An 8770-nucleotide genomic window follows, 5' to 3' on the forward strand; every position below is an offset into this window, starting at 1 on the left:
CGCACAGATCTGCCTAACGCTGGGCCACGAACTGCGCGATAATGGCATATCGGCTGCGCCGCAATCATAGCGGCCAGCACCCTATTATTTAGTGTCTGAATCTCATCAGGACGGTGACAGGAACAACCATGACGAACGGGATCAATCTTTTATTATTATGTGGCGGTGGCGGTGCCGAACATGCTATTTCGCTGCTGTCTGCCAGCTATTTTGAAAGCTGTCTTAGCAAGGCGGCGGGCATTAATCTGCTGTGGCTGGAACTCAATGGCAAAGGCCAGTATCACACCAAAGACGGTCGCAAGTGTGAGCTGACCAACCGCCGCGAGATACGCTTTGACGACGACAGTCCAAGCTGGCCGGTAGATTATGTGATCCCCTGTATTCATGGTTACCCAGGTGAAACCGGGGATATCCAATCCTATTTTAACCTGATCAATCTGCCCTATTTTGGCTGTGAATCTGAAGGCAGCAGCAACTGTTTTAACAAGATTACCGCCAAAATGTGGTTTACCGCACTCGGTATCCCCAACACCCCGTATATTTTTGTCAATCAACCAGACGATGACGCTATCGCCCGCTGCCAGCAGGCATTGCAGAACTGGGGGTCACTGTTTATTAAAGCAGCGTCACAAGGTTCATCGGTAGGTTGCTACAAAGTGGATGATGCGGCCAAGGTCGCGGAAGCTCTGAAAGACGCCTTTAGTTATTCCCCTTATGTTGTCGTCGAAAAAACCATTCGCGCGCGGGAATTGGAAGTTGCGGTCTATGAATATCAGGGCGAAGTGATCGCCACACGTCCTGGTGAAATTGTCTGCGCTGCTGACACCTTCTACACCTATGAAGAGAAATACGCCGACAACAGCCATGCCACCACCAAGGTAGAAGCCGATAATCTTACCGAGGAACAGATTGCCACCATCCGCGACTATGCGGTGCGGGCATTCAAGGGGCTGAAACTACGCCACCTGTCGCGTATCGATTTTTTCCTCAGCGATGAAGGAGAAATTCTGCTGAATGAAATCAATACCTTTCCTGGCCTAACCAAAATCTCCATGTTCCCGAAAATGCTGGCAAACCACGGCGAAGATTTTACCACTTACCTGCTGGATAATATTCAGCGGCAGTTGGCTAAAAAGATCAGCTAATTAGCCGGTTAGTGGCAGCTGACTCATTAGAAGCTGTTCACCATCGCTATTGGCATAAAAAAACCACCGCTTCATGCGGTGGTTTTTTACATGATTACCGATTACTTGTGGAAAAATACCAGCGTCCAAGGCAGAACATAAGCTTGCATGACGGTGATAAAACCGATGAAGCCACAGAAAATCAGACTGTGTTTCAGTGTAAAACGGAACAATTCAGACTCCCGCCCAACTAACCCTGTCGCGGCACACGCCACGGCAATGGATTGTGGGGAAATCATCTTCCCGGTAACACCACCGGTGGTATTAGCTGCCACCAGCAAATCAGGAGTTACGCCAATCTGATGTGCGGTATTGGCCTGCAAGGATGCAAACAGCGCATTAGATGACGTATCTGAGCCAGTAAGGAATACCCCAAGCCAGCCTAAGAATGGTGAGAAGAATGGGAATGCTGCCCCACTGCCCGCCAGCAACAACGCCAGAGTAGAAGACAAACCGGAGTAATTAGCGACAAAGGCAAACGCCAATACAAACCCGATAGACATGATTGGGAATTTCAGCTCAACCAGCGTTTCGCCAAAGGTTTTGAGTGCATCTTTCACTGACATTTTCAGCAGGACAATCGAGATCATTGCCGCTATCAAAATAGCGGAGCCCACGGCACTCAGTAAGTTGAACTTAAAGATCGCCGCATAAGCGGTATCCTTTGCCACAATAGGCGTAGTCTTAATCACTAAGTTATGTAATCCCGGGATCTCAAGCGACACGGTAACGCTGTTCAAATAGCCTGAAATCGCCTTAATGCTCCACAGGGTCACCATGACAGTTAAAATAATGAACGGCATCCAGGCGCGGATGATCTGGCCGCTGGAATAGGCTGACTTAGCTGCCGCACTGCGTGGTTTCATACCCGCAAAAGTGAAAATTTCCTTGGGTTGCCATACTTTTAGGAACAGCGTTAAGCATATCAAACTCACCAACGCTGAGGTGATATCTGGCAATTCTGGGCCGACAAAGTTAGAAGTCAGGAACTGGGTAATGGCAAATGAGCCCCCGGCTACTAACGTAGCGGGCCAGGTCTGACAGATGCCGCGCATGCCGTCCATCATGGCAATCAACCAGAAAGGCACAATAACGGATAGCAAAGGTAGCTGGCGGCCAGCGATTTGCCCGATATGATAAGGATCAAGCGAAGACACTTGCCCGGCCACAATAATGGGGATACCCATAGCACCGAACGCGACCGGCGCAGTATTGGCAATCAAACACAGACCTGCGGCATATAATGGGTTAAAACCCAGCCCCACTAACAGCGCAGCAGTGATCGCAACCGGGGCCCCAAACCCCGCAGCCCCCTCCAAAAACGCACCAAACGAGAACCCCACCAGCAGCATTTGCAACCGTTGGTCTTCGGTAATAGAGGTTACCGAAGAACGGATAATCTCAAACTGTCCGGTCTTAACGGTGATTTTATAGAGAAACACCGCAGTAATAATGATCCACGCGATTGGCCACAGACCATACGCAAAGCCATAGACTGCTGAAGCAATCGCCATGGTTACCGGCATCTGATACATCAGCACTGCAACCAATAATGCCAACAATAGCGTGATGCCACCCGCAATGTGGCCCTTTAACTTAAGCACTGTTAGTGCCAGAAAGAAAAAAACAATGGGCAATAATGCCACCAACGCTGACAGCCATAAGCTGCCTAATGGCGCATAGGTTTGTGTCCAGGTCATACGAATAAGTCTCCAAGTGCTTTAGTATATTTTGTTATAGGTGGCTCAGTCATTTGTCACCATAAATGGCGCTGACTGTTTGAAACACCGACATTTATATTAGAGAGAAGATGTTTTAAGGTAATATTCATATAGCGATTAAGTGACACATATCTCATTAATTATTTTTACAAATGTGACAGAGATTCATATTGACAATTGTTTAAAAAATAGTGAGTTTCACTCGATTTGGACTTCTTGAAAGTGTCATTAAGTTGTTTGTTTGCTTTAATAAAATCATCAAACACAGCATTAATTGCAGATATTTTAGATATTGCGTAGTTAATACTGGGCTTTTTAATAGTCTATTAACAATTACACAAAAACAGATAGAGCAGCAGAAGTACCTGTAAATTTAGCCATTAGGCGCTTTATTATGCTGTGTTTATCCGCAGATATGGGTCACAAAATGTGTTTTACGCCATAATCACTGGCGATATTTCCGAGGTTAATGAGGGCGCCCTTAAAGGGGTTAGTTACAACACTTCTATGCGGTTGCGACCATTGGCTTTTGCCCGATATAGCGCTTGATCGGCACGGTTCAACATCGCAGAAAGCGTTTCACCTTCGCGATATTGAGTTATGCCAAAACTGGCAGTCTTGTGGCCAACCCCCACGAAATCAAAGCGATTGATTTTTTCTTGCAACAGTGCCGCAACCGTTGCGGCCTGAGAACTATCAGTGTTGGGCAGCAGGATAACAAACTCCTCTCCGCCTAGCCGCCCGACATGATCTTGCAGCCTCACATTATGCAGCAATAAATTGGCAAAATTGATCAGCACACTGTCACCTACTGCATGTCCGTGGGTATCGTTAACCAACTTAAAATGGTCAATATCCAGCATAATAAGCGATATGGGATACTTTTCACGGTGACTCAGGGCTGTTTCACAATCAAACAATTGCGCTATCTTGGTGCGATTCCACAGCGAGGTCAGCCCATCACTGCTAGCACTATGTGCCAGTGTCCGCTGGTGCAGATATAAGCTGGCATTGGCACGCTCCAACACCAGCGCATTCACCAACCCGAACAGGAATGCTGACAGGATCCACAACAAGTGCAATTCCAGAAAATAACTGGATACGCCTTCAAGATAAGTCATCGCCAGCACTAATATCGCCGATGCTGAGGCCGATATGGCGGCATAACGCAGCGTTAACCCGGAAATAGCGAAGGTCCAGATGATTGTCAGATAAATTTCCGGCGCAAAAAATGGAAATCGTGCCGTGGCAATGTTGAACCATAAGCTAGCAAAAATGGCACCGATGGGCGCAATGACCAGCAAGGCCCGCATCATTCTATGCAACCGCGGATAGTAACTTAAGGCACCGATAATAAGCAGCGACCCTGGAACTAATAGCCCATGCACCAACAATCGTTGTTCAGAATGGCGCAGCCCCAGGCCATGTTCCAACAGCGCATAGAGCAAATACAGCAACGCCGTCACAAAGGCGATATAGCGTATATGCGGCGTTTTGGATTGCAGATGCCATTGCTGAAAATCTACTTGGTGAGGGTCCAGCAGACACAATTTATCTGAAGATGGAATTATCAACTGACTAGACTCCCGACCGATGTCAGCCAGACATCTTATCCTGAATTACAATACATATGACGGTAATTTCAATAATGCCTGCCGTACCCTCACAATTGCAACTGTCGGCTATCAAGTCGTTGCCGCCTCACTGCGCGAACTGACAGGCGCCGCTGCCAAAAGGTGCACGCTGAAACTCAGGTAAGCGCTCCGCCATAGCAGATAAAGATGTCAGCTTGGGAAAATCACTGGCAATCACCACCTCAGCCAACATCTGTTGGCTAAAGTGCCAAGCAATTGCAATCGTGAGATCCGCCAGATCGACACGATCACTGGTCAGCGGCGAAGCCAGCGTTATCTGTGACTCCAACTCTTCATAGGCCGCCAGCAGTTGTCCGGTGACGCGCTGCGTCCAGGCATCATATTGTTTGTCCTGAGGGCGTAATTGCCGTTCATAAACTAACTGCACGCTCTTCTCACACGCGGCCAAAGCCAAACCCAGCAGTTGCAGTTGTCGCTGTAATATCTTGGGCTCATCGGCTAATAATTTTCTAGCAGGTACCAACGCGGCTGCATATTGCAGAATTAAGGTGGAGTCCATCAGTGCCGTACCATCATCACAAATCAAGGTTGGCGCCTTCACCACTGGATTGATCTGAGCAAACGCTTCAAAAGTGCTGAACACCGATAACGGCTGATGTTCAAATTTCAGCCCAAGTAGCTGCAATGATACCGCTACCCGCCGCACGAAGGGTGAATCTAGCATGCCGATAAGTTTCATACTTTATACCTGTTTGAATGACCCAGCGCCCATTCTGCGCCAACAGCCGCATCAGTCAAGATTGATAAAGTGTCGTTATAAAATGTTACTGATTTTAGATGGCATTAGCCGACAGTTATCGTATAAACACTAGATATTTATGTCGGCATCGACAACGCAAAGGTAACTCAAAATGAAACGAATGTTAGTGCTGGCCGCCTGTGCCAGTTTTTCTGTAGCGGCGGCGGAGCCCGCATGGGTGGCAACCAGCAACCAATATGCCATGGAAGTGTTGCAGAAGATTGCCGAGGCTAGCCCAGAAAGTGGCTCAGAACTGGGCATTGAAACCTACGATAGCAACGCCTCCGATCTCACCCTGGCTGCGGAAACAAAAAACCTTAACAGCCTCCACGATGAAATTGGTAAGTTGCAACTCATCGCGAAGCAAACAAACGATGCCCGGGTGACGCAGGACTTGCAGATCATGATAGATGCGCTGCAACGTCAACTGGACTCGGCCAAACTGTCTGAGCAATACGAACTGCCCTTCTACAATGTTGCTGAGAAAGTCTTCGGGGGCATTCAAGTGCTTTTGGATGACCGTAACAGCGATGCACGTATGCAAAAAGCCGTTGCGCGACTCAATGCCTATGTTGGAACAGACACTCAGCCAGGCATTGTGGCACAAGCCCAGCAACGCACCGCTCAGGCGTTAGCCAATAAGCAACTGACAGCGCCCTATTACAAGGAAGTAGAACAAGCCATCGCCAATACCCCACAGTTTATTCAGGGGATAGAGCAGCTATTCACGGCCCATAAATTACAAGGTTGGCAGCCAGCCTTTGCCAAACTTTCTAAGCAACTCACCGACTACCAACAGTGGCTTAAATCCAAGGTATTGCCTGTCGCCCGGCAATCCAATGTGATGCCAGAAATCCTCTATAGCAACGCGCTGAAAAATGTCGGCGTGGATATTGCGCCTCAGGAACTCATTCAACGCGCCCTGTTTGAATATGCCGAGATCCGTGACGAGATGCAGGCACTGGCAACCGATATTGCCAAGGCCAAAGGATATAAAAATGATGACTATCGCTTTGTTATCCGCGAGCTGAAAAAACAACAGGTCACCGGTGATGATGTCTTACCCTTCTTCAAACAGCGTTTGGCGGATATTGAGAAAATTGTGCGCGACCACAATATTGTCACCCTGCCACAACGTCCGGCCAATATTCGATTGGCGTCACCGGCAGAATCTGCGGCAATACCCGCAGCGCATATGAATCCGCCACGACTTGTGGGTAACACCGGAGAATATGGTGAGTTTGTGCTGCCAATGGTTGACCCTAATGCCGGAGGCAAACGCGTCACCGATTTTACCAGCAAAGGCTTTTCCTGGACGCTTACCGTCCACGAGGCCCGGCCAGGCCATGAACTGCAATTTTCTAACATGATTGAACAAGGCGTTTCCATGGCGCGGGCCATATTTGCCATGAACAGTGCCAATGTAGAAGGCTGGGCCTTATACGCCGAAGCCATCATGAAGCAATATCTCCCCAAAGAAGGCCAGCTATTCTCATTGCAAGCCCGCCAGCAACGAGCTGCACGCGCGTTTTTGGATCCGATGTTAAATCTTGGGCTTATCAGTCCTGCAGACGCTAAAAAAGTGCTGACCGACGATGTAGTACTGTCAGATGCCTTTGCCCAGCAGGAGATCAATCGCTACACCTTCCAAATGCCCGGCCAAGCCACGTCTTATTTCTATGGTTATATGAACCTCAGGGAATTACGCATAGCGACTGAGATAAAGTTACAAGATAAGTTTAATCAAAAAGACTTTCATGATTTCATCCTGAAACAAGGGCTACTTCCTCCCAAACTGCTTAAAAAGGCGGTAGAGACCGAATTTATTCCCAACGTGAAGTAACCGCAATATGGCGCAGTCGCAAAGGCTGCGCCCGCTTCCGCCAAATTTCCTGATAATCATCCCTCAATTCCATCAGCAGCAAATTTCCCCTACTTCGCTACACTTGACGTATCCCCGCTTGATACGGAGGCATTATGTTACGAGTCATGGAGTTAGATCATCTGGTATTACTGTGCAGCGATATTGAGATCATGCTCGATTTTTATGGCCGGGTACTGGGCGCACAACTGGAGCGGCAAATACAGCAGCCACCATTATGGCAACTGCGGCTGGGAAATGTGTTGATAGATTTACAACGCCGCGACCAGCCGGAGCAAGGGACGAATGTTGAACATTTTTGCTTTAACATTGCCGAAATTGATGAATCGCGGGTCGTAGACTTCCTGCAGCGGCAAGGCGTGATGTTTGAACCCTTCAGTGAAAAATATGGGGCTCGCGGCTACAGCCGCTCACTCTACATGTATGACCCAGAAGATAACAAAATAGAGCTGAAATTATTGTCTGCAAAACGTGAAGCCTAGCCACTTGTTTGTGACTTAGTAAAATTAAAACAACGACAGTTGAAATTGTAACGACGGGAAGCTAGAGAATTAGCATTAGCCAATTTAACATATTGAATTTTAAAATTTTATTTTTCATTCGTATCTTTTTGCTTCTTTTGAGTGCCTAGTGTGCCGAGCCAAACAAATAAAAACGCAAAAGCTACATATTTAAAAACGTAAGCATAAAAACCCCAATGACCTCCTTGATCATAAGTATATCGACCAGATGTTGCCACACCTGTTGATAGCGCTACATAAACCTTATAAATGAATGGGATAGAGAGAATTAAGCATAATACTCGGAACGGCCATACCCATTGATCTGTCAAATATAGCCTGATGAGTTTTATCGGTCTCAAATTTTGACTCCCTCTCTTCGGGGAATATAGCTTCCCGGCACAGGGGCAGACAACATGGAGCCAATCCTAGTGCGAAAAAGAACATAGCAAATGCACAAAAAGACGTAGAGTTTTGCTTGTCCCAGTAACCATTGGGAGTTGATACGTTTGCTATATTTATTGCCACAGGATCCACGAGCTAGGAGCCTTACCTGAGACTGCAACTTTGGCAAATAACAAGAATATATAAACTGACGCAAACGTACTGAACAAGGTGCTAGGAAGTTCATTTACACTTATGGCGTGATTAATGTTCATACCGTCATAAACCCATAAGAATAAAACAGAACCGAAAGAAAAAATGCCACAGACAATAAAAATCCAAGCCAACATCCTAAAAAAAGTTTACTTTTTCACCTTTCCATGGTGCTTCCATTATCCTCTCCAAAAACATGTAGTTACAGAGCCAAAATGATCATTCACATCGCGGCGGATGTGGTGGTAACTATGTAATATTTTTGAAAGTTGGTCAATATGAGCGGCTAGGTAATTGGACAAGTTAGAGGTAGTGTTCATAATTCTGTGGCATTTCATTAAACGAGAACGAGATAACACATAACGCCTAAATAGCTGATCCGAATACTGCTACATTTTCGCGATGCCGTGTCCGTTGCCGGGAAAAGGCGAAACGGTTTCCATAAAATGCCATACCTTGCCAAGAAGTTCCCGCATGTTTCGGCAACTGTGA

At 47.1% G+C, this 8770-nt stretch carries 6 protein-coding genes; 3 read left to right on the top strand and 3 right to left on the bottom strand.

What is annotated here, in order from left to right:
• Positions 1–128: 128 nt before the first annotated feature.
• Positions 129–1145, top strand: a complete 1017-nt coding sequence (locus IE064_RS03910; RefSeq protein WP_189616563.1) for a D-alanine--D-alanine ligase — start codon at positions 129–131, stop codon at positions 1143–1145.
• Positions 1146–1246: 101 nt separating this feature from the next.
• Here IE064_RS03910 and IE064_RS03915 read toward each other — a convergent pair whose 3' ends face one another.
• The 3 genes from IE064_RS03915 to IE064_RS03925 form a co-directional block, all read right to left on the bottom strand.
• Positions 1247–2884, bottom strand: a complete 1638-nt coding sequence (locus IE064_RS03915) for a lactate permease LctP family transporter (protein ID WP_189616565.1) — start codon at positions 2882–2884, stop codon at positions 1247–1249.
• Positions 2885–3399: 515 nt separating this feature from the next.
• Positions 3400–4479 (bottom strand): GGDEF domain-containing protein, encoded by a 1080-nt coding sequence (locus IE064_RS03920; protein WP_229799846.1) that lies wholly within the window; start codon positions 4477–4479, stop codon positions 3400–3402.
• A 127-nt stretch (positions 4480–4606) separates the two neighbouring features.
• On the bottom strand, positions 4607–5239 hold the full coding sequence (locus IE064_RS03925) for a glutathione S-transferase family protein (RefSeq protein WP_189616567.1): 633 nt from the start codon (positions 5237–5239) through the stop codon (positions 4607–4609).
• Between the two features lie 172 nt (positions 5240–5411).
• Between IE064_RS03925 and IE064_RS03930 the strand changes: the two genes are divergently transcribed.
• Together IE064_RS03930 and IE064_RS03935 are read left to right on the top strand one after the other, a co-directional pair.
• The gene (locus IE064_RS03930; RefSeq protein WP_189616568.1) at positions 5412–7142 is read left to right on the top strand and encodes a DUF885 domain-containing protein; all 1731 of its coding nucleotides are present in this window, start codon (positions 5412–5414) and stop codon (positions 7140–7142) included.
• Positions 7143–7276: 134 nt separating this feature from the next.
• The gene (locus IE064_RS03935; RefSeq protein WP_189616570.1) at positions 7277–7663 is read left to right on the top strand and encodes a VOC family protein; all 387 of its coding nucleotides are present in this window, start codon (positions 7277–7279) and stop codon (positions 7661–7663) included.
• Positions 7664–8770: the final 1107 nt, after the last annotated feature.

Source organism: Shewanella fodinae, assembly GCF_014651955.1.
Classification (GTDB): Bacteria; Pseudomonadota; Gammaproteobacteria; order Enterobacterales; family Shewanellaceae; genus Shewanella; species Shewanella fodinae.

Coding starts and splice junctions, on each gene's coding strand:
- IE064_RS03915 (WP_189616565.1), bottom strand. CDS start 2,884: ATGACCTGGACACAAACCTATGCGCCATTAGGCAGCTTATGGCTGTCA.
- IE064_RS03910 (WP_189616563.1), top strand. CDS start 129: ATGACGAACGGGATCAATCTTTTATTATTATGTGGCGGTGGCGGTGCC.
- IE064_RS03935 (WP_189616570.1), top strand. CDS start 7,277: ATGTTACGAGTCATGGAGTTAGATCATCTGGTATTACTGTGCAGCGAT.
- IE064_RS03925 (WP_189616567.1), bottom strand. CDS start 5,239: ATGAAACTTATCGGCATGCTAGATTCACCCTTCGTGCGGCGGGTAGCG.
- IE064_RS03930 (WP_189616568.1), top strand. CDS start 5,412: ATGAAACGAATGTTAGTGCTGGCCGCCTGTGCCAGTTTTTCTGTAGCG.